This window comes from Streptomyces hazeniae (genome assembly GCF_031845485.1).
GTDB lineage: Bacteria > Actinomycetota > Actinomycetes > Streptomycetales > Streptomycetaceae > Streptomyces > Streptomyces hazeniae.
In genome coordinates, this window is record NZ_JAVREQ010000082.1 from 1 (window position 1) to 699 (window position 699).

The 699-nt window shown below is 69.7% G+C and carries 1 protein-coding gene; it reads left to right on the plus strand.

What is annotated here, in order from left to right; translation table 11 throughout:
• The coding region (locus RM572_RS28670) for a pyridoxal-phosphate dependent enzyme (protein ID WP_311676294.1) at positions 1-699 on the plus strand (699 nt) is incomplete at both ends.

Consider the following 699-nt stretch of genomic DNA (forward strand, 5'->3'; position numbering starts at 1 on the left):
AACTGTGGGAGCAGACGGAGGGGAAGATCACCCACTTCGTCTCGGGCGTCTGCACCGGCGGCACGATCAGCGGCACCGGCCGCTACCTCAAGGAGATCAGCGGCGGCGCGGTCAAGGTCATTGGCGCGGACCCGGAGGGCTCGGTCTACTCCGGCGGCTCCGGGCGGCCGTATCTGTTCGAGGGCGTCTGCGAGGACTTCTGGCCCTCCGCCTACGACGCGAGCGTCACCGACGAGATCGTCCCGGTCTCCGACAAGGACACCTTCCAGATGACGCGCCGCCTCGCCAAGGAGGAGGGCCTGCTCGTCGGCGGCTCCTGCGGCATGGCGGTCGTCGGGGCCCTGGAGGTCGCCAAGCGGCTCGGGCCGGACGACGTCGTGGTGGTGCTGCTGCCCGACAGCGGCCGCGGCTACCTGAGCAAGATCTTCAACGACGAGTGGATGGCCGACTACGGCTTCCTGGAGGACACCAGCTCCTCCCCGCAGGTCAGCGCGGTGCTGGACTTCAAGGAGGGCCCGCTGCCCTCCCTCGTCCACATGCACCCGGAGGAGACGGTCGGCCAGGCGATCGACGTCCTGCGCGAGTACGGCGTCTCCCAGATGCCGATCGTGAAGCCGGGCGCCGGACACCCCGACGTGATGGCCGCCGAGGTCATCGGCTCCGTCGTGGAGCGGCAGCTGCTGGACGCCCTGTTCACCC